Origin of the sequence: Nocardia asiatica NBRC 100129 (assembly GCF_000308415.1) — a bacterium.
Classification (GTDB): domain Bacteria; phylum Actinomycetota; class Actinomycetes; order Mycobacteriales; family Mycobacteriaceae; genus Nocardia; species Nocardia asiatica.
In genome coordinates, this window is sequence record NZ_BAFS01000070.1 from 41,693 (window position 1) to 60,644 (window position 18,952).

The window sequence follows — 18,952 nt, forward strand, 5'->3', positions numbered from 1 at the left end:
GTGACGTGCCGTGTGATGCGCGGCCCACAATATCGGTACAAACCCGACCGGGCCACGCAATACCCGCCGAACTACGCTCAGTCGTATGTCGTCCGCCGCTACCTCGTCCGCCGCTCCCGAAGCCGAGACCTCCCGGTCCGGGGCGGCGTTCGCGACGGTCACCGCGCTGGCGGGCGCCATCACAGCCGTGGTGGCGGCGCTGGTGGTCGGTCTGTCGGCGGCGCAGGCACTCAGTCTGCTCGGCATTCCCGATCCGGGCGCGCCGACAACCTATGGTCTGCCCGCGGTCCGGGCGATCGCCGATCTGGCGGCGGCGCTGACCGTGGGTTTCCTGCTTTTCGCCGCGTTCCTGGTGCCGCCGCAGCCGAACGGGCTGCTGGATGTGGGCGGGTACCGCGCGGTGCGCCGGGCGTCGAACTTCGCTCTGGTGTGGGCGTGCTGCGCGGCGCTTCTGGTGCCCCTCACGGTCTCGGACACAACGGGTCAGCCGGTGTCCGAGGTGCTGCGGCCGGAGGGCCTGTGGCGGGCGATCGGACAGATCGAGCTGGCCGGGGCGTGGCGCACGACCGTCATCTTCGCCCTGATCGTCGCCGTGGGCGGACGACTGGCGTTGCGCTGGGGCTGGACTCCGGTCCTGCTCGGCGCCGCGATCGCCGCCATGATGCCCCTGGCGTTGACCGGCCATTCCTCCTCGGGCGGGTCGCACGACGTGGCGACCAACAGCCTGATCCTGCATCTGATCGCGTCGGCGATCTGGGTCGGCGGCCTGTTCGCCGTGCTCGCCCACGCCTTGCGCGGCGGCGCCCACACCGACGTGGCGACGCGGCGCTTCTCGCTGGCCGCGACGGTCGCGTTCGTCGTGCTGGCGGTCAGCGGCGTGATCAACTCGTGGGTCCGCGTGCCGCCGGAGGAGCTGTTCACCAGCACCTACGGCAGGCTGGTGCTGGCCAAGGCCGCAGCGCTGGCGCTGCTGGGCGTGTTCGGCTACCTCCAGCGCCGTGCCGCGCTGCCCGCCCTGGCCGCCGACCCGGGGGACCGCACGGCGCTGATCAGGTACGCCGGCGTGGAGGTGCTGATCTTCGCCGCGACCATCGGCCTCGCGGTCGGGCTCGGACGGACGCCGCCGCCACCACCGGATTCCGTGCCGACCCCCGTCGAAGTGGAACTGGGCTACGAGCTGGCCGGGCCGCCGAGCGTGGCCAGGATGCTGTTCGACTGGCGCTTCGATCTGATCTTCGGAACGCTGTCGCTCGTGCTGGCGGCGCTGTACCTGCTCGGCGTGCGGCGATTGCGCGCCCGGGGTGACGCGTGGCCGGCCGGGCGTACGCTCGCCTGGCTGTCCGGTTGCGTGGTGCTGCTGGTCGCGACCTCGTCCGGCGTCGGCCGGTACTCGCCCGCGATGTTCAGCGTGCACATGGGAGCGCACATGGCGCTGTCCATGCTCGCGCCGATCCTGTTCGCGCTGGGCGGTGTGGTGACGCTGGCGCTGCGCGCGCTGCCGCCCGCGGGCCGCGGTGGCGTGCCGGGGCCGCGCGAATGGCTCCTGGCCGCGGTGCACAATCCGGTGTCGCGTTTCCTGACCCACCCGGTCGTGGCCTCGGCGATCTTCGTCGCCGGGTTCTACGCGCTGTACCTGGGCGGCATCTTCGACACCTACGCCGACTCGCACGCGGCCCATCTGCTGATGAACCTGCACTTCCTGCTCAGCGGCTACCTCTTCTACTGGGTGGTGATCGGCATCGATCCCAAGCCGCGGCAGGTGCAGCCGCTGACCAAGCTTGCCATGGTGTTCGGCTCGCTGCCGTTCCACGCCTTCTTCGGCGTCGCGCTGATGAGCATGAACACCGTGCTCGGCGGCTGGTTCTACCGTGGTCTCGGCCTCGACTGGAACGGCGATCTGCTCGGCGACCAACGCACCGGAGGCAGCCTCGCCTGGGCGAGTGGCGAGGTCCCCCTCGTGCTGGTGATGCTGGCGCTGCTGATCCAATGGTCCCGCAGCGACCATCGGCTCGCGCGCCGCACCGACCGAGCCGCCGAACGCGACAACGACGCCGCACTCGCCGCACACAACGCGATGTTCGCCGAACTGGCCAAGCGAGATGGAGAAGTGCGTAAGTGAGTGAACGCGCCACCGTGGTCTCCGCACACAGACCGGTAGGGCGGGTGGAACGGTCGGACGTGCGCGCCGCGCGCAAGCGGCTGGCCGGGCAGATCCGCAAGACGCCGGTCTTCCACACCTCCGTCGCGAGCCCGTCCGGCCCGGTGCCGGTGACGATGAAGCTCGAGCACCTCCAGCACGGCGGGACGTTCAAGGTACGCGGCAGTCTGAACGCGCTGCTGGAGTCGGGCGGCGGCACCGAGCACGTGGTGATCGCCTCCGCGGGCAACGCGGGCATCGCGGCCGCGCTGGCAGCCGCGCGGCTGGGCAAGGCGTGCACTGTCGTCGTCCCGGAGACGGCGCCGCACACCAAGGTCGCCGCGATGTGGTCGCACGGCGCGGAAGTGCTCTGGCACGGCACCACCTACGGCGAGGCTTTGCAGCACGCCACCGAGCTGGCCGCCGAACGAGCCGCGCTGCTGCTGCACGGCTACGACCAGCCCGCCGTGGTCGCCGGCGTGGGTGTGGTCGGGCTGGAACTCGAAGAACAGGTGCGCGGGCGGCCGCCGGTGCTGGCGGCAGTGGGCGGCGGCGGACTGGTGGCCGGGATCGCGGCCGCCCTCGGGCGCCGTCGGCAGGTGATCGGGGTGGAGCCGGAAGGCGCCGCGATCCTGCGGGCGGCGCTGGACGCGCGGCGTCCGGTGGACATCCTCGGATCCGGCGTCACCGTCGACACGCTCGGTCCCACCCGGATCGGTGACATCGCCCTCGACGTCGCCCGCCGCCACGGCGTGCGATCGCTGCTGGTCAGCGACGACGCGATCGGCGCGGCACGAGAGTACCTGTGGCGCGAATTCCGCATCCTGGTCGAATTGGCCGGCGCCGCGGCGCTGGCCGCGGTGCACAGCGGCGCCTACGTGCCCGCGCCGGACGAGCGCCCGGTGATCGTGCTCTGTGGCGCCAACACCGACGTGGCGGTGTTCTGACCGCGTGCGTGAAAGGCGCGATCTTCACACTTCGGCAGGTTGTGCACATTCCCGGGTCGGACCTTCCGGCGCCCGCGGATCCGGCGCACCCTGGAAGAGCCTCCTGGAGGGGGAGGAGATCCGGGCGGACCCGGATCCGACGTGAAGGGGCGTTAATCATGTACGAGGCCAACGCGACCGTGATCGGCACGATCGCCACCCATCCGGTCAAGCGCGACCTGACCAACGGCGAGCAGGTGGTGACCTTCCGGCTGGCGAGCAATTCCCGCAGGTTGGATCACGCCTCCGGACAATGGGTGGACAACGGCACGCTGTACCTCACCGTGAGCTGCTGGCGCCGATTGGTGGCGGGTGTGGACGCGTCGTTGCGGCGGGGTGATCCGATCATCGCCTACGGTCAGCTGCGCTCGCACGAGTACCGCAGCAAGGACGGCGTGGAACGGCGGGACCTGGAGATGCGCGCCAGCGTGGTCGGACCGGACCTGTCCCGCTGCGCCGCGCAGCTGACCCGGTTGTCGGATTTGCCGTCGCGGAATACTTCCGGGACCGTGAGCGCTGAAGGTCGGGTGCCGGTCGCCGACGCGCCGGGGGAGAATGGCGCAGTCACCGGTTCGGCACCGCCTCGCGGCAGCGCGCCCGAGCCCGTCGACGCGTGATCGCGCGACCGGGTTCCGTCCCGGCGGCAGGGTAGCTCTGCTTCGTCCCCGATCTCCCGCACCGATAGGCTTCACACTTATGGCTGAGTTCATTTACCAGATGAAGAAGGTTCGCAAGGCGCACGGCGACAAAGTCGTGCTCGACGATGTCACCTTGAACTTCCTTCCCGGCGCCAAGATCGGCGTCGTCGGCCCGAACGGCGCGGGTAAATCCAGCGTGCTGAAGATCATGGCCGGACTGGACCAGCCGAACAACGGTGACGCGTTCCTCGCCGCGGGCGCCACGGTCGGCATCCTGCAGCAGGAACCTCCGCTCAACGAGGAGAAGACCGTCCGCGGCAACGTGGAGGAGGGCCTGGGCGAGATCAAGGTGAAGCTGGATCGCTTCAACGAGATCGCCGAGCTGATGGCCACCGACTACTCCGACGAGCTCATGGAGGAGATGGGCAAGCTGCAGGAGGAGCTGGACCACGCCGACGCGTGGGACCTGGACTCCCAGCTCGAGCAGGCGATGGACGCGCTGCGCTGCCCGCCGCCGGACGAGCCGGTCACCACCCTCTCCGGTGGTGAGCGCCGCCGGGTCGCGCTGTGCAAGCTGCTGCTGAGCAAGCCCGACCTGCTGCTGCTCGACGAGCCGACCAACCACCTCGACGCGGAGAGCGTGAACTGGCTCGAGCAGCACTTGGCGCAGTACCAGGGCGCCGTGCTCGCGGTCACCCACGACCGGTACTTCCTGGACAACGTCGCGCAGTGGATCCTCGAGCTGGACCGCGGCCGCGCCTACCCGTACGAGGGCAACTACTCCACCTACCTGGAGAAGAAGGCCGAGCGGCTGGAGGTGCAGGGCAAGAAGGACCAGAAGCTGCAGAAGCGGCTCAAGGAAGAACTCGCCTGGGTGCGTTCCGGCGCGAAGGCCAGGCAGGCCAAGAACAAGGCCCGCCTCGGCCGGTACGAGGAGATGGCCGCCGAGGCCGAGAAGATGCGGAAGTTGGACTTCGAGGAGATCCAGATCCCGGCGGGCCCGCGTCTGGGCAATGTGGTGGTCGAGGTCGAGCACCTGGACAAGGGCTTCGGCGACCGTCAGCTGATCAAGGACCTGTCGTTCACCCTGCCGCGCAACGGCATCGTCGGTGTGATCGGGCCCAACGGCGTCGGCAAGACCACGCTGTTCAAGACCATCGTGGGGCTCGAGCAGCCGGACAGCGGCGAGGTGAAGGTCGGCGACACGGTCAAGCTGAGCTACGTCGACCAGAACCGGGCGGGCATCGACCCGAAGAAGACGGTCTGGCAGGTGGTCTCCGACGGTCTGGACTACATCCAGGTCGGCCAGCAGGAGATGCCGTCGCGCGCTTACGTGAGCGCGTTCGGCTTCAAGGGCCCTGATCAGCAGAAGCCGGCCGGCGTGCTGTCCGGCGGCGAGCGCAACCGGTTGAACCTGGCGATGACCCTCAAGCAGGGCGGCAACCTGATCCTGCTCGACGAGCCGACCAACGACCTGGACGTGGAGACCCTGGGTTCGATGGAGAACGCGCTCGAGCAGTTCCCCGGCTGCGCCGTGGTGATCTCGCACGACCGCTGGTTCCTGGACCGGACCTGCACCCACATCCTCGCGTGGGAGGGCGACTCGGACAACGAGGCCAAGTGGTTCTGGTTCGAGGGCAACTTCGAGGCGTACGAGGCCAACAAGGTGGAGCGGCTCGGCCCGGAAGCGGCCCGCCCGCATCGGGTTACGCACCGCAAGCTGACCCGCGGCTGAGTTCGCCGCGGCTGGGTGGGTGCGCGGTTCCGCCCGCACCCACCCGCCTGGGGGGCTGCTCGTCGCATCGGCCGGATTTCGCGTATGTCCGAGCCTCCGGACCTGATGTCGGCGGCGCTATTTCATCGTGTGCGACTCTCTGGCCGGTGCGGAGGAGCGCTCGGAGCCGGGGCGGCCCTCGGTCACTGCCCGGTGTTTGCCCGATCGGTGTCGGCTCGGAGTGATCAGGCCGGAAACCACGGGAAGTCGGGGGAGAAGCGCCTCGGCGTTGCGCGGTCGACGAGGTTTCTCGAGAACGCGAAACAGGAGTGACACCTACCCGCGCGTAGCCCACTAGGGTGGAGTCGTGAATGCGCAGGCGCAGTTCGAGCAATCGGTGGCTTCGACCGCCGACGCGGTGGCCGAGCTGACCCGAGGTACCGGTGCGGCGCCGCTGCCGCCGCGGATACGACCTGTAGCGCTCACCTGACGTTCGCGGGTCCGATTCTGTGCTGTGCCCGAGGTCATCCCGTCTGATCTCGGCACACGAGCGGCGAACTCCGCGGTCGTGGTGAATACCCGGATGTGAAAAGGGAATTCACCCACGCGTCATCGGCGCACAGTTACCCTCGGACCGGCGTCACTTTGTTACGGAACCGATATCCGAGGGAGTTGGCGAAAATGACCGTCTCGTCCGAATTGTCCAGCGCGGCGTGGGCCGCGGGTTTGCCGCAGTCACTGCGCGGCGAGCTCGCGACGCTCGAGGAGGCGTACTTCCGCCACGTCGACGCGGGCGATGTGGACTGTGCGATCACCGGCATCACCCAGATCTTCCGCAGGCACCTGGAATTGGCCGTGACACGTCGCCCCGGCCGCGCGCTGGTGCGGGTGTACCACCCGGACGACGCCTCGGGGGTCGGTGCGGCGCTGCAGGTCGTCACCGACGACATGCCGCTGCTGGTCGAGTCGATCAGTTCGTCGCTGAGCCGGATCGGCGTCAGCGTGAGCGAGATCATCCATCCGATCTTCGAGGTCGAGCGGGACGCGGACGGGCGCTTGACGCACGCCGCCGCGCACGAGGTGGACGGCACCGGCACGGCCGGCCTGCGCGAATCCTGGATGCACGTGCAACTGCACCCGTCGACCAGCGCGGCGCTGCTGGCCAAGGTCGAGAGTGCGGTCCCGGACGTGGTGGACGATGTGCGTCAGGTGATCGGCGACACCGAAGCCATCGAGGACGTGCAAAGCAAACTGGCCGATGACCTGGAGTCGGCCGCCCAATCCCAGTCCGCTCCGTTCGCGCCTGCCGAGCTGACCGATACCGCCAAGCTGCTGCGCTGGCTGGCGCGGGGGAACTTCACCCTCCTCGGTTACGCGCGCTACCGGCTGAGCAGCGACGAGGGTCGCGAGCTGTCCACCGTCCTGCCCGCGACGTGCCTGGGCGTGCTGCGGCCGGACGTGGGCACCGACTTCCACGTGCCGGTCAACGGCGGCGACCGGCCGCTGCTCACGCTGACCCAAGGGCTGGTCCCCGCTACGGTGCACCGGGCGGTGTACCCGTACTTCGTCAGCGTCGCCGACTTCGACGCGCGCGGGTCGATCATCGGTGAACACCTGTTCATCGGCGTCTTCACCGTCACCGCCGTGCACGAGAACGTCCTCGACATCCCCGTGATCGAACGCCGGGTTCGCTCGGCGATCGAGGAAAGCGGATTCGACCTGGATTCGTTCTCCGGACAGGCGATGCTCGAGGTCATCCAGTCCTTCCCGCGCACCGAACTGTTCTCCGCCGACGCCGAGACGCTGCGCCGTACCGCCACCGCCGTGCTGAGCGTGAGCCTCCGGCGTCAGGTGCGGTTGTTCCTGCGCGCGGACACCTACGGGCGCTACGTCGCCTGCCTGGTCTATCTGCCGCGGGACCGCTACACCACCAGTTCGCGGCTGGAGATGCAGGAGATCCTGGTCCGTGAACTGGGTGGGGTGTCCATCGACTACTCCGCGCGGGTGGGCGAAAGCGATTTGGCGCGAGTGTATTTCACGGTGCGCATGCCGGAAGCCGAGCACGGTGTCCCGCGCCGGACGCCGCCGGCCGCCGACACCTCCGAGCCCAACCGGCTGCGTCTGCAGAACCTGCTCGCGGAGGCGAGCCGCACCTGGGACGACCGCCTGAACGACGAGGTGAGCACGTCGACAGTGCTCGATCCGGCCGTGGTGCAGCGGTACGCGGAGGCCTTCCCGGAAGGTTACAAGCAGGATTTCGCCGCTGCCCGCGCGCTGACGGACATCGTGCGCCTGGAGCGGCTCCGCGAGGGCGGCATCGACCAGTACCTCTACCGGAAGCCGGATTCGGCGCCGGGTTCGTGGCGTTTCACCCTCTACATCGGCGGCGGCGGAATCTCGTTGAGCCAGGTGCTTCCGCTGTTGCAGAGCCTCGGCGTCGAGGTGGTGGACGAGCGGCCCTACCAGATCGAGCTGGAAGCCGCGTCCGACGGTGGCGCAGGCGGGGAGCGCTGGATCTATGACTTCGGTCTGCTCGCCCGTCCCGAATTGTTGCGCAGTTCGCTCGACCGGGATCTCGACGCGGAACTGCTCGAGTCCACCAGTCGCGCCGCCGTGCTGGAGGCGGAGGTGCGCGGGCTGCGTGAGCGGTTCGTGGAAGCGTTCGAGGCCATGTGGTACGGCCGCGCGGAGGCGGACGGACTCAACGAGCTGGTGCTGCGCGCCCGGCTGCCGTGGCGCGCCGTCTCGATCCTGCGCACCTACGCGAAGTACCTGCAGCAGGCGGGGTTTCCGTACAGCCAGGCGAACATCTGCCGTGTGCTGCTCACCTATCCGGATATCGCGCGTCTGTTCGTCGACCTGTTCGCCGCGCGTTTCGACCCCGACACCGTCTCCGCCGAGCACGCCGCCGAGCTGGAGACCAAGGTGCGCGGGCGAATCGACGAGGTGGTCAGCCTGGACGCGGACCGTATCCTGCGCGCGATCCTCGGCTTGGTCACGGCGACGCTGCGCACCAACTACTACGTGACCGACGCCGAGGGCAGCCCGCGCGACTTCGTCTCGGTGAAGGTCGAACCGCACGCGATCGCCGAGCTGCCCAAGCCACGGCCGCAGTTCGAGATCTTCGTGTACTCCCCGCGGGTGGAGGGCGTGCACCTGCGCTTCGGTTCGGTGGCGCGTGGTGGTTTGCGGTGGTCGGATCGGCTGGAGGACTTCCGTACCGAGATTCTCGGTTTGGTGAAGGCGCAGGCGGTGAAGAACGCGGTGATCGTGCCGGTGGGCGCCAAGGGCGGTTTCGTGGTGAAACAAGCGCCCGCCGCTACCGGCGATCCGGTCGCCGACCGGCAGGCGTTGGGTGCGGAAGGTGTCGCCTGCTACCGCACGTTCATCTCCGGCTTGCTGGACGTCACCGACAACGTGGATCGCGCGACCGGCGAGGTTTTGCCCCCTGCACGGGTCGTACGGCGCGATGGTGACGACACGTATCTGGTGGTGGCGGCGGACAAGGGGACGGCGACGTTTTCCGATATCGCCAATGATGTGGCGCAGAGTTATGGTTTCTGGCTCGGTGACGCGTTCGCTTCGGGTGGGTCGGCCGGGTATGACCACAAGGCGATGGGCATCACCGCCAAAGGCGCGTGGGAAAGCGTGAAACGCCACTTCGGCGAGATGGACGTCGATACGCAATCGCAGGACTTCACCGTGGTCGGCATCGGCGATATGAGCGGTGACGTGTTCGGTAACGGCATGTTGCTTTCGGAGCACATTCGTTTGGTGGCGGCGTTCGACCACCGGCATATTTTCCTGGATCCTGATCCGGTTGCGGCTGTGTCTTTCCGGGAGCGGCAGCGGATGTTCGCGTTGCCGCGCTCGTCGTGGGCGGACTACGACACATCCCTGATCAGCCCCGGCGGTGGCGTGTGGGACCGCACCGTCAAGGCGGTGCCGATCAGCCCGCAGGCCAGAACGGCCCTCGGCCTGGGGGACGACGTCGTCTCGCTGTCGCCGCCGGACCTGGTGCGCGCGATCCTGCTCGCGCCGGTGGATCTGTTGTGGAACGGCGGCATCGGCACCTACATCAAGGCGAGCGTCGAGACCAACGCCGAGGTGGGCGACAAGTCCAACGACGCGGTGCGCGTCAACGGAAACCAGTTGCGCGTCAAGGTGATCGGCGAGGGCGGCAACCTGGGCGCGACCGCGCTGGGCCGGATCGAGTTCTGCCGCAACGGCGGCAAGATGAACACCGACGCGCTGGACAACTCCGCGGGTGTGGACTGCTCCGATCACGAGGTCAACATCAAGATCCTGCTCGACGCCGTCGTGTCCGGCGGTCAGCTGCCGCCGGACGAGCGCAATCCGCTGCTGGCCTCGATGACCGACGAGGTCGCGCGGATGGTCTTGCGGGACAACGTGGCGCAGAACTTCCTCATGGGCATCTCGCGCACCGAGGCGCCGCAGATGCTGAGTGTGCAGATGCGGCTCGTCGAGGATCTCGAACAGCGCCGCGGCCTCGACCGCGAACTCGAGGCGCTGCCTTCGGACCAGGAAATGAAGCACAGGCTGGAAGAAGGCTCCGGGCTGGCTTCGCCGGAGCTGGCCAATTTGATGGCGCACGTGAAGCTGTCGCTGAAGGCGGATCTGCTCGATTCCGACCTGCCCGACAGCCAGTACTTCGCCACGCGACTGCCGGACTACTTCCCGACCCCGCTGCGCGACCGTTTCGGCGCGGCGATCAAGCGCCACCGGCTGCGCCGGGAAATAGTCACCACCATGCTGGCCAACGAGATCGTCGACTACGGCGGCATCACCTACGCGCACCGGTTGAACGAGGAGGTCGGGGCCACCACCACCGATGCGGTGCGCGCCTTCGCCGCGGCCAGCGGAATCTTCGACCTGCACCGGATGTGGGCGCGAATTCGCGCGTGCGACGCGCCTACGTCGGTGCGCGACCTGCTCGAGCTGGAGACCAAGCGCACGCTGGACCGGGCGTCCCGGTGGCTGCTGAGCAACCGGCCGCAGCCGATCGCGGTGGGCTCCGAGATCAGCCGGTACGGCGCCGACGTGCGTGAACTCGCCCCGAAGGTGCCGGGCTGGCTGCGCGGGCATCACGTGTCCACCCTCACCGACCGGTCCGCCGAGCTGATCGCCCGCGGCGCCCCGACCGATCTGGCCACCGAGGTCTTCGGTCTGCTCAACCTCTTCCCGCTGCTGGACATCGTGGACATCGCCGACATCACCGACCGGGGCGGCGACGAGGTCGGATCGCTGTACTACGCGCTCAACGATCACCTCAAGATCGACTGGTTGTTGCAGGCGGTCAGCCACCTCGAGCGCGGCGATCGCTGGCACGCGCTGGCGCGCCTGGCGCTGCGCGACGACATGTACGGGTCGCTGCGCTCGCTCACCCTCGACGTGCTCTCCGGTGGCGACCCCGAGGAGACGGCGGATGAGAAGATTGCATACTGGGAGTCGAAGAATCAGTCCCGCCTCGGCCGAGCCAGGGCGGCGCTGTCGGAATTGTTCGAGTCCGGAACCCACGATCTCGCCACGTTGTCGGTTGCAGCGCGGCAAGTGCGGAGCATGGTGAGCGGGGTGGGCGCTCAATCGGAGGTACCACGTTGACGAGTTCGGTGAACCGGAACGGGACGGCGACGGGCAGTCTCGTGCTGCCCAGGCGTTTCCACGCGAAGGTGGACGTCAGGTGGTCGGACATGGACGTGTTCCAGCACGTCAACCATGCCCGGATGGTGACGCTGCTGGAGGAGGCGCGGATCCCGTGGCTGTTCGAGGACGGCCGCCCGACCGCCCCGCTGCGCGAGGGCTGTGTGCTCGCCGACCTGCACGTCCGCTATCGCGGCCAACTGCGGCACGAGGACACGCCGCTGGATATCGCCATGTGGATCGAGCAGCTGCGCGCGGTCGACTTCACCATCGGCTACGAGGTACGGGCGGCGGGCGCCGCTCCCGATTCGCCGGCGGCGGTGGTCGCCTCCACGCAGATCGCCGCGTTCGACATGCGGGCACAGCGGCTGCGCAGGCTCACCGACGCCGAGCGTGATTACCTGTCCGAGTGGATGGAGTGAGCGAGCGCACGTCGGTGTTCGTCGAATGCTGACGGCGGAGCAGCCGTGATATCGGGACAGCGAGTGCTGCACGTGTCCGATCCGGCGGAACGGGAAAATCTCGCCACGTTCCTGACCAGGGCCGTGCGCTTGGACCCGGCGGCGGTGGTGCGGCTGCGCCGCCGCGGGGAGAAGTACGTGTCCGCCTGGGTGGCGACGGGCTTCGAGGCACTGGCGATGCGCACCGTGGTCGCGGAGCTCGGCGTCGACGACGTGACCGTCGGCGCCGAGATCGTGCTGGCCGGATCGGCGAGCGGCAGTCCGATCGACCTCGGATACTCGATGGACTCCGCATGGCGCGGCGCGTTGCCGCCCATGGACGGTTTCTCGCACGTCGAGGACGTGCCCGCGCGCACCCTGGTCGAACTCGCCGAGCAGGGAGCGCAGCTGGCGAAGGAACACGGCAGCGGCCACGGTCCGCCCGCCTCGCTGCTGGATCAGGCGGTGCTGACCGTGTCCGGAGCGGGGACCAAGGTGCAGGTGCCGATGCGGGTCGTCTTCGCGCTCACCGCGATGGATTTCATTCCGCATTCCGGGGAGAAGGCCGACCCGCGCCGCATCCCGCCCACCGAGATCGTGCGCGTCCGCGCGACCCGCACGTGGTTGCGGCTCGACGCCCGCTACGGTTCGGTCGCTCGCCGCCTCGGTGGCGGAATTCCTTTGCTGCCGCACTGATCGCGCCGTACGCCGAACCCGGTGTGGTAGCCGGGTCCTGGGGCGGCCCTCGCTCGCTTACCGGACGGTCCGCGAACCTCGCCGTCCGCGCGGCCCCGCCCGGGTGACCACCTATTCGGCGGCATGTTGTCTACCGGAAGATCCTCCACCCCGAGGTCGTAAAGGTCGGCCGAGTCGCGCTTGGCAGCGTGTCGGACACCTCGCCCGGCACCAGCACCGCTTCGCGGCCCGCCGCCGGGTCGGCGAATTTCTTCGCGTGAACCGGGCCGCGACGTGAGGTACCGGCACATGGTGGCTGTGTGGTGTTGCCTGGCGCCAGTCGCGGGTTGTCCGGACGAGCGTGTATCGCCTCGTCGGAGCCTCGACAGGGGATCACCTGCGGTGTGAATCAACTCGAGCGGCTTGCCGAGGACGGTGTCCCCGGCGGGCAGTGGGATCTGGTAGTGCTTGCCGTGGTATTCCAGACGTCAGCGCCGCGTGAGTAGGGGAGTTTACGAACGTCATCGCGTGGTCGCGCTGCCGTCGGCCTGCTTCGGTATCGTTGCCGCCGGATCAAAGTTTACCGAAATATGCGGCGGGACAGTGTATTTGAAACGTCAATTGCCAACCGTTCGGCACTGCGTGCGTCTCCGCTGCGTGACACGGCCCGTGCGGGCGGCCGAAGGACATACCTTTCTCGAGTAGCGCATGCGGGCCGGGATGCGATCGATGAAATGGGCGGCGCCGTCGGCAGGAGGGGACGGCGCCGCCCTCGTGCGCGAAGCAGCATGGTGCGAAGGTCTTTTCGGCCGGTCAAGAGACGCCGATCAGGCGCAGGAGTGCCGTGGTCGCGGCGGAGGCGAGAATCACCACCAGGATGGGACGCCGGAACCAGGCCAGCACTCCGCCGACGAGAACTCCTGCGGGCACGGCGAATCCGATGCTCGCGGTGCCCAGCGGCAACGTGGTCACGGCGACCAGCGCGGTCAGCAGCACGACGGCGCCGATTTCCAGCAGACGCACCACGCGTGCCGGTGGGCGCACTCGATCGCGCAGCGCGGGCCCAGCCCAGCGGAACGCATAGGTGCCCGCGGCGAGGGCGACGATGCCGGCGGCCAGCATCACGCCGGCCCGGATGTGGTCGCCGGTTCCGGCTTCTCGCGTGCCGCGACCAGTACTCCGGACAGGGCGAGCAGGACCGGCAGGCCCGTCGGCAGGAACGGAGCGCTGATCAGCGCGATCGCGGCGCCCACGCATACCGCCGCGAGAGTGGTTCGATCCCGCAGGGCGGGCACCACCAGCGCGAGCAGGACCGCGGGGAAGACCGCGTCGAGTCCGAACGCCGAGGTATCGGTGACCACCGATCCGATCAACGCTCCGGCAGCCGCGCCACCGGGCCAGGCGAACAGCACCCCCGCGCCCGTCAGCCAATAGGCCGCTCGCCTGCGGCGCGCGTCGGGCTGCGCGATGGTCATGGCGACGGACTCGTCGTTCATCAAATGCACGCCCAGCTGCCTGCGCCAACCGGTGCCCACCGCGTCGGGCACCGACAGTCCGTACGGCACATGCCGGGCGTTCACCAGCAAACCCGCCAGCACCGCCGCGACCGGGCTGCCGCCCGCGGCGACGATGCCGATGAAGAGGAACTCCGAACTCCCGGCGAGCACCACGCATCCGAGCAGGACCGGAAGCCATACCGGAAAGCCCGCGCTCACCGCCGTCGCACCATAGGAAATCCCGATCACGCCGACGGCCAGGCACACCGCCCCGATCCCCGCCAGCGTGTCTCTATCCAGTGTTCGCCATATCGAACGCACGTTTCCTATAGTGAACATGGCACAGCGGTACGTCAATATGGTTTTCTGTCGATGGTCCCGTCGAGCGATCGATGGAGCGAATCCACACAACGCAACCACTGACCTCGACCCCAGGTTTCGAGCGAAGCGAGACCGAGCATCCGCCGTTCGCGGCCCGGCTCGCGTTCGAGCGACCACCGCGTCCGCGACGAAGTCGCCAGCGGTGGTCGCTCGAACGCGAGCCACCAAGGGGCCGCGAACACGCAGCGCCGAAGGCGCTGCAAATCGAACACGGAGCTGAAATGACGCGGCAGGAAGCGACGACAACACCCCAGGCGGTGATCGCCGCCGCGCTGCGCCGCGAGCGCACGCGGGCCGGGTTGTCGTTGAGCGAGGTCGCCGGCCGGGCGGGCGTCGCGAAATCGACACTGTCGCAACTGGAATCGGGTACCGGGAACCCGAGCCTGGAGACGCTGTGGGCGCTGTGCGTCGCCCTTGACATGCCGTTCTCCCGGTTGCTCGACCCGCCGCGCCCGAACGTGCACGTCATCCGTGCCGGTGAGGGCCCTGTGGTGGCGGCCGAGCAGTCGGAGTACCGGGCGACCCTGCTGGCAGCCGGGCCGGCGAATTCCCGCCGTGACCTGTTCCGCATCACGGCGGAACCTGGGCATGCGCGGCGATCGGATCCGCATATCGCCGGCGTGGTCGAGCACGTGCTGCTCGCCGAAGGGCGCGCGCTGGTCGGCCCGGTCGACGCGCCCGTGGAGCTACACCCCGGCGACTACATCGCGTATCCGGGCGATCGGCCGCACATTTTCGAAGCGCTGGCGTCGCCGACTTGGGCGACGCTGGTGATCGAGTACACCTGATCGGGTCAGGCCGCGCCTTCGCCGAGGTACTGCAACCAGACGGGGTCGAGTTCCGTCGTGGTGGACAGCAGCCGCCAGTGCGGGCCCTTCGGTGAGACCAGTGGAGATCGCAGCGTCCAGCCGAGTTCGCTGAGCAGTTTGTCGGCTTTGCGGTGGTTGCAAGGCGCGCAACTGGCGACGCAGTTCTCCCAGGAATGCTCCCCGCCGCGGCTGCGCGGGATGACATGGTCGATGGTCTCGGCCTTGCCGCCGCAGTAACCGCACCGATAGCGATCCCGGTGCATGAGGGCCGCACGGGTCATCGGGACCCGGGCCCGATAAGGCACGTGGACGTAGCTGCGCAGGCGGATCACCGAGGGAATGGCCACCGCCGTCTCGGCGGAGTGCACTACCGGCCCTTCGTCGTTGTGGTGAACGGCGTCGGCCTTGTCGCAGATGAGGAGAACGATCGCGCGGCGCGCGGACAGAGCGGTGAGCGGCTCGTAGGTGGCGTTCAGCAGCAGCACCCTGGTCTTGAGCCAGTGCGCGCCCTCTGCTGGCGGGGCGGTGGGGCGGGGTCCGTGGTCGTGTTGGCCACGATGCCCACCCGGATGATGGTCGGACACGATGTGCAGCGGAGTGGCCCCCGACCCACGATTGTGGACGTCGGCGGGCTGGAGTTGTCGGTGTGCTCGCGCCTCGTGTGACCGCGCGCTGTGCCGCTGCTTCATCTCGACCTCGATTTCATGATTGGCAGGATCATGTGGTATCTGCAAAGCAGAGACTGTTCCCCAGTTGACCATGGAATGTCGGGCATTGCACGGTGATTTTCAACAATGTCCGGTTAACTGTGGCTGAAGTGCCATTCCGGCGCGATGTTCCGGTTGCCGAGCGGCGGCGCGAGGGCAGTGCGGCGGCGTTGCGCGGGCGCGGGCACAATGGACACCGGCGCATCCGGTGAATCGAGAGGGTCTATGACTTCGGGCGAGCAAACGGCGACGTCGTTCTACGCGGCGGTCGGTGGGGCGGAGACGTTCCAGCGGCTCGTCGCGACGTTCTATCGCGAGGTGGCCGCCGACGAGGTGCTGCGCCCGCTGTACCCGGAAGAGGATCTGGGCCCGGCGGAGCGTCGATTGCGGATGTTCCTGGAGCAGTATTGGGGCGGTCCGCGCACCTACTCCGACGAGCGCGGCCACCCGCGCCTGCGCATGCGGCACATGCCCTTCACCATCGGGCCGATCGAGCGTGACGCGTGGTTGCGGTGCATGCGGATCGCGGTCGCGGAGATCGAGCCGGAGACGCTGGACGACGAGCACCGCAAGGCGCTGCTGGACTACCTGGAGATGGCGGCCAATTCTCTGGTGAACGCGCCCTTCTGACAACGGGTTCGCACCCGGCGGATGGGTTCGCCGAAAATGTGTTTTCTACCGCGTTGTGGTCGCGGTGGATTCGCTGATGAACAACAGGTGACCTGAGCGTTGCCGCTGAGAGACGTGGCAGCGGGGATGTTTTCGCTGCGGCAGGCAGCGGTGCTGGGTGTTTGCTCTCTGTTCGGAGTCGCGCATCGCCTGGAGGCTTTCACCACAGAACTTTGGCACTATTGCGGATGTGAGTGATGCACCAGCCTTAACGGCGCCGGTGGATCGCACCATGCAACCGTGGTGGCGGTCGGCCGTGTTCTACCAGGTTTATCCGAGATCCTTCGCGGATTCGAGCGGAGACGGGATCGGCGATCTCGGCGGCGTCCGGGACAAACTCGGCTATCTCGAACTGCTCGGCGTCGACGCGTTGTGGATCTGCCCGGTGATGCGTTCGCCGATGGCCGACGGTGGCTACGACGTTGCCGATCCGCGCGACATCGATCAGCTCTTCGGCGGGCTCGCCGCGATGGACGCGCTGATCGCCGAAGCGCATGCCCGCCGGATCCGGGTCACGATGGACCTGGTGCCCAACCACACCAGCGACCGGCATCCGTGGTTCCTGACGGCGCTGGCGGCGGCGCCCGGCAGTCCGGAACGCGACCGGTACATCTTCCGCGACGGCCGCGGGCCGGGTGGCGCGGAGCCGCCCAACAACTGGCCGAGCATCTTCGGCGGACCCGCCTGGACCAGGATCACCGAACCCGACGGCACTCCCGGCCAGTGGTACCTGCACATCTTCGCCCGCGAGCAACCCGACCTGAACTGGAGCAACCCCGAGGTCGCCGCCGATTTCGAGCAAACCCTGCGATTCTGGCTCGACCGGGGCGTGGACGGTTTCCGGATCGATGTGGCCCACGGCATGGCCAAGCCCGACGGCCTGCCCGACATGCCGGAGCTGAGCGTCTCGGCGCTGCTGGCGCACGACGACAGCGACCCGCGGTTCAACAATCCCGCTGTGCACGACATCCACCGCAGGATCCGCAAGGTGGTCGACGAGTATCCGGACGCGGTGACCATCGGCGAGGTGTGGGTGAACGACAACACCCGCTTCGGCGAGTACGTGCGGCCCGACGAACTGCACTTGGCCTTCAACTTCCGTCTCGCGGAATCCGCGTTCGACGCCGAAGCGGTGCGCGACGCGATCGACAACTCCCTCGCCGCCGTCGGACCGGTGTTCGCCGTGCCCACCTGGACGTTGTCCAACCACGACATCGAGCGCGAGGTCACCAGGTACGGCGGCGGCGCGCTCGGGGTCGCGCGGGCGCGGGCGATGTTCCTGCTGGAACTGGCGCTGCCCGGCGCGGTCTTCCTCTACAACGGCTCCGAGCTGGGGCTGCCCAACGTCGACGACCTGCCCGATGAGGTGCTGCAGGACCCGGTGTGGGAGCGCTCCGGGCACACGCAGCGTGGCCGCGACGGCTGCCGGGTGCCGTTGCCGTGGGAAGGCGACGCGCCGCCGTTCGGATTCACCACCACAACCCCGTGGCTGCCGATCCCGCCCGATTGGGCGCCGCTGACCGTCGAAGCGCAACTGGAGGAGCTGGGCTCGACTTTGTCGCTGTATCGTCTGGCCATCGACCTGCGCTCGGTGCGGCCGGAGTTCGCGGGGGACCGGATCGAGTGGTACGGCAGCCCTCCGGGTTGTCTCGCGTTCCGCAGGCCGGGCGGACTGGTCTGCGTGCTCAACGCTTCGGACGCCCCGATCCAGCTACCGCCGGGGGACGTGCTGCTGGCCAGCGCGGCGGCCGAGGGCGGCCAGTTGCCGGCGAACGCGGCCGCCTGGCTGGTCTGAGGCACGCCGGAAGTCCCAGCTCGAGCCGGGTGGCGTCGACACGGACGGCGTCCCGGCTCGACCGGACGGAGAACTACTACAGAGCATCGTCTACCTTTGACTCGTGAGCATTCTCGAGACAGTGCTGATCTTCGCCGGCATCCCGCTGGTGATCTACGGCGTGATCGCCGGATTGTCGTTCCTCGGTAAGCCACTGCCTGGCGAGAAGCCGGTCCACTTCGCCCTCGGCCAGAAGTGGACCCAGCAGCCGGTGCTGTGGAGTGCCACTGAAGAGGTGATCGGCTCGGGTCACCACTTTCCGGAAACGCCGCATGGACAGCATGCGGCCATCGAGTCCACCGAGGTGGAGCTGATCGGAGGACGGGCAAGTGGCAGGTTCTAAGTGGCCCGCGGTGGTCGAAGCCGATTTGCCGCACGGATACGCGATCACCAGTAGCGGGCGCGTCTCCGGCGTGCACGAGGCGGGCGACGTGTTCAAGGAAGCGCCGTTCGACGACGAAGAGCGCCTCATCATGGACAACGTGCTCACCGAGGCGACCCGCGCGACCAAGGTGCGGTTCAACGTCTACATCGGCGATCTGGGCGCGGACCCGGCCGCGGGCGCGGACGCGATCTTCCCCGGCACGCCCGAGGCGGCGCACTCGGTGCTCATCGCCGTCTCGCCCGACGACAAGGCGATCGAGGTGCGCTCGGGCCGTGCGGTCGCCGACCGCGCGAACGATCGCGTCTGCCAGCTCGGCGTCACCGCCGCGCTCAGCTCGTTCCGGCAGGGTCAGCTGATCGACGGTCTGGTCTCCGCCGTTCGCGTGATGGCCGCGGCCATCGGAAGGTAGTTCTCGCTGTC

At 68.5% G+C, this 18,952-nt stretch carries 16 protein-coding genes; 13 read left to right on the forward strand and 3 right to left on the reverse strand.

Translation table 11 applies throughout. The features are described from left to right. Window positions 1-85 precede the first annotated feature (85 nt). The 8 genes from ON27_RS07230 (at window position 86) to ON27_RS07260 (ending at window position 12,272) form a co-directional block, all read left to right on the forward strand. Entirely contained in the window at window positions 86-2,119 is a 2,034-nt protein-coding gene (locus ON27_RS07230; RefSeq protein ID WP_043721311.1) for a bifunctional copper resistance protein CopD/cytochrome c oxidase assembly protein, read from the forward strand. Continuing rightward, complete coding sequence (locus ON27_RS07235; protein ID WP_083887417.1) at window positions 2,116-3,084, forward strand: serine/threonine dehydratase; 969 nt, start codon at window positions 2,116-2,118, stop codon at window positions 3,082-3,084. Before ON27_RS07230 ends, ON27_RS07235 begins: the two co-directional genes overlap by 4 nt. Before the next feature lie 158 nt (window positions 3,085-3,242). Next, complete coding sequence (locus ON27_RS07240) at window positions 3,243-3,740, forward strand: single-stranded DNA-binding protein (protein WP_043721316.1); 498 nt, start codon at window positions 3,243-3,245, stop codon at window positions 3,738-3,740. A 79-nt stretch (window positions 3,741-3,819) separates the two neighbouring features. Next, a complete protein-coding gene (ettA, locus tag ON27_RS07245) occupies window positions 3,820-5,496 on the forward strand; it encodes an energy-dependent translational throttle protein EttA (RefSeq protein WP_043721320.1) in 1,677 nt (558 codons plus the stop codon). A gap of 346 nt (window positions 5,497-5,842) precedes the next feature. Continuing rightward, window positions 5,843-5,965: a hypothetical protein gene (locus ON27_RS45355; RefSeq protein WP_267465347.1), complete on the forward strand. Its 123-nt coding sequence runs from the start codon at window positions 5,843-5,845 to the stop codon at window positions 5,963-5,965. 191 nt (window positions 5,966-6,156) lie between these two features. Then, window positions 6,157-11,097, forward strand: coding sequence for an NAD-glutamate dehydrogenase (locus ON27_RS07250; RefSeq protein ID WP_043721324.1), 4,941 nt, complete (start codon window positions 6,157-6,159; stop codon window positions 11,095-11,097). Further along, window positions 11,094-11,558 (forward strand): acyl-CoA thioesterase, encoded by a 465-nt coding sequence (locus ON27_RS07255; protein WP_425295286.1) that lies wholly within the window; start codon window positions 11,094-11,096, stop codon window positions 11,556-11,558. The genes ON27_RS07250 and ON27_RS07255 overlap by 4 nt, the downstream gene beginning before the upstream one ends. Before the next feature lie 45 nt (window positions 11,559-11,603). Continuing rightward, window positions 11,604-12,272, forward strand: a complete 669-nt coding sequence (locus ON27_RS07260; RefSeq protein WP_245559837.1) for a DUF8185 domain-containing protein — start codon at window positions 11,604-11,606, stop codon at window positions 12,270-12,272. Window positions 12,273-13,064: 792 nt separating this feature from the next. Here ON27_RS07260 and ON27_RS07265 read toward each other — a convergent pair. Further along, window positions 13,065-13,373, reverse strand: coding sequence for an AzlD domain-containing protein (locus ON27_RS07265; protein WP_043721332.1), 309 nt, complete (start codon window positions 13,371-13,373; stop codon window positions 13,065-13,067). Next, window positions 13,373-14,068 (reverse strand): AzlC family ABC transporter permease, encoded by a 696-nt coding sequence (locus ON27_RS07270; RefSeq protein WP_043721431.1) that lies wholly within the window; start codon window positions 14,066-14,068, stop codon window positions 13,373-13,375. Before ON27_RS07270 ends, ON27_RS07265 begins: the two co-directional genes overlap by 1 nt. A 281-nt stretch (window positions 14,069-14,349) precedes the next feature. On the opposite strand from ON27_RS07270, the gene ON27_RS07280 reads away from it, so the two are divergent. Then, a complete protein-coding gene (locus ON27_RS07280) occupies window positions 14,350-14,916 on the forward strand; it encodes a helix-turn-helix domain-containing protein (protein WP_051046303.1) in 567 nt (188 codons plus the stop codon). 5 nt (window positions 14,917-14,921) lie between these two features. Here ON27_RS07280 and ON27_RS07285 read toward each other — a convergent pair whose 3' ends face one another. Further along, a complete protein-coding gene (locus tag ON27_RS07285) occupies window positions 14,922-15,626 on the reverse strand; it encodes an HNH endonuclease (protein ID WP_174377819.1) in 705 nt (234 codons plus the stop codon). 243 nt (window positions 15,627-15,869) lie between these two features. Between ON27_RS07285 and ON27_RS07290 the strand changes: the two genes are divergently transcribed. The 4 genes from ON27_RS07290 (at window position 15,870) to ON27_RS07305 (ending at window position 18,941) form a co-directional block, all read left to right on the forward strand. Next, window positions 15,870-16,274, forward strand: coding sequence for a globin (locus tag ON27_RS07290; protein WP_043721339.1), 405 nt, complete (start codon window positions 15,870-15,872; stop codon window positions 16,272-16,274). 271 nt (window positions 16,275-16,545) lie between these two features. Then, window positions 16,546-18,108 carry a glycoside hydrolase family 13 protein gene (locus ON27_RS07295; protein ID WP_051046304.1) on the forward strand — a complete coding sequence of 521 codons (1,563 nt, stop codon included), beginning with the start codon at window positions 16,546-16,548 and terminating at the stop codon, window positions 18,106-18,108. 103 nt (window positions 18,109-18,211) lie between these two features. Then, a complete protein-coding gene (ctaJ, locus tag ON27_RS07300; protein WP_043721346.1) occupies window positions 18,212-18,490 on the forward strand; it encodes an aa3-type cytochrome oxidase subunit CtaJ in 279 nt (92 codons plus the stop codon). Beyond that, a complete protein-coding gene (locus ON27_RS07305; RefSeq protein ID WP_043721349.1) occupies window positions 18,477-18,941 on the forward strand; it encodes a DUF5130 domain-containing protein in 465 nt (154 codons plus the stop codon). Before ctaJ ends, ON27_RS07305 begins: the two co-directional genes overlap by 14 nt. Window positions 18,942-18,952: the final 11 nt, after the last annotated feature.

Excerpts from the sequence above, each read along its gene's own strand:
- ON27_RS07240 (WP_043721316.1), top strand. The coding sequence starts at position 3,243 with ATGTACGAGGCCAACGCGACCGTGATCGGCACGATCGCCACCCATCCG.
- ON27_RS07290 (WP_043721339.1), top strand. The coding sequence starts at position 15,870 with ATGACTTCGGGCGAGCAAACGGCGACGTCGTTCTACGCGGCGGTCGGT.
- ON27_RS07285 (WP_174377819.1), bottom strand. The coding sequence starts at position 15,626 with ATGAAGCAGCGGCACAGCGCGCGGTCACACGAGGCGCGAGCACACCGA.
- ON27_RS07265 (WP_043721332.1), bottom strand. The coding sequence starts at position 13,373 with ATGCTGGCCGCCGGCATCGTCGCCCTCGCCGCGGGCACCTATGCGTTC.
- ON27_RS07250 (WP_043721324.1), top strand. The coding sequence starts at position 6,157 with ATGACCGTCTCGTCCGAATTGTCCAGCGCGGCGTGGGCCGCGGGTTTG.
- ON27_RS07280 (WP_051046303.1), top strand. The coding sequence starts at position 14,350 with ATGACGCGGCAGGAAGCGACGACAACACCCCAGGCGGTGATCGCCGCC.
- ON27_RS07230 (WP_043721311.1), top strand. The coding sequence starts at position 86 with ATGTCGTCCGCCGCTACCTCGTCCGCCGCTCCCGAAGCCGAGACCTCC.
- ON27_RS07295 (WP_051046304.1), top strand. The coding sequence starts at position 16,546 with ATGCAACCGTGGTGGCGGTCGGCCGTGTTCTACCAGGTTTATCCGAGA.
- ettA (WP_043721320.1), top strand. The coding sequence starts at position 3,820 with ATGGCTGAGTTCATTTACCAGATGAAGAAGGTTCGCAAGGCGCACGGC.